This window comes from Tessaracoccus rhinocerotis, from assembly GCF_007197885.1.
GTDB classification, from domain to species: Bacteria; Actinomycetota; Actinomycetes; order Propionibacteriales; family Propionibacteriaceae; genus Arachnia; species Arachnia rhinocerotis.
The window spans coordinates 1-386 of sequence record NZ_VKKG01000026.1 but is presented as its reverse complement, the minus strand read 5'-3'; the positions used below and the strand labels follow the sequence as shown (position 1 = coordinate 386).

Annotated in this window: 1 protein-coding gene; it reads right to left on the bottom strand. The window is 29.8% G+C overall.

The annotated features are described in order from the left end of the window. Positions 1–234, bottom strand: a 234-nt coding sequence (locus FOJ82_RS15970) for an IS6 family transposase (protein ID WP_143939486.1), incomplete at its 3' end; no start/stop codon positions are given. Positions 235–386: the final 152 nt, after the last annotated feature.

Below are 386 nucleotides of genomic sequence, written 5' to 3'. Positions count from 1 at the left end.
CGTCTCATCAATACGCCATTTGTAATAAGCTTTTTTATGCTTTTTCTTCCAAATTTGATATAAAATTGGGGCATATTCTTGAACCCAACGGTAGACCGTTGAATGATGAACGTTTACACCACGTTCCCTTAATATTTCAGATATATTACGATAACTCAATGCATATCTTAGATAGTAGCCAACGGCTACAGTGATAACATCCTTGTTAAATTGTTTATATCTGAAATAGTTCATACAGAAGACTCTTTTTTGTTAAAATTATATTATAAATTCAACTTTGCAACAGAACCCTCAAAACAATATCAATTATGACGAATATAAAGATATATGGAAAAAATGGCTAGAGAATGGAAAATTTATAATACACCTATATTTTATAATGCTAG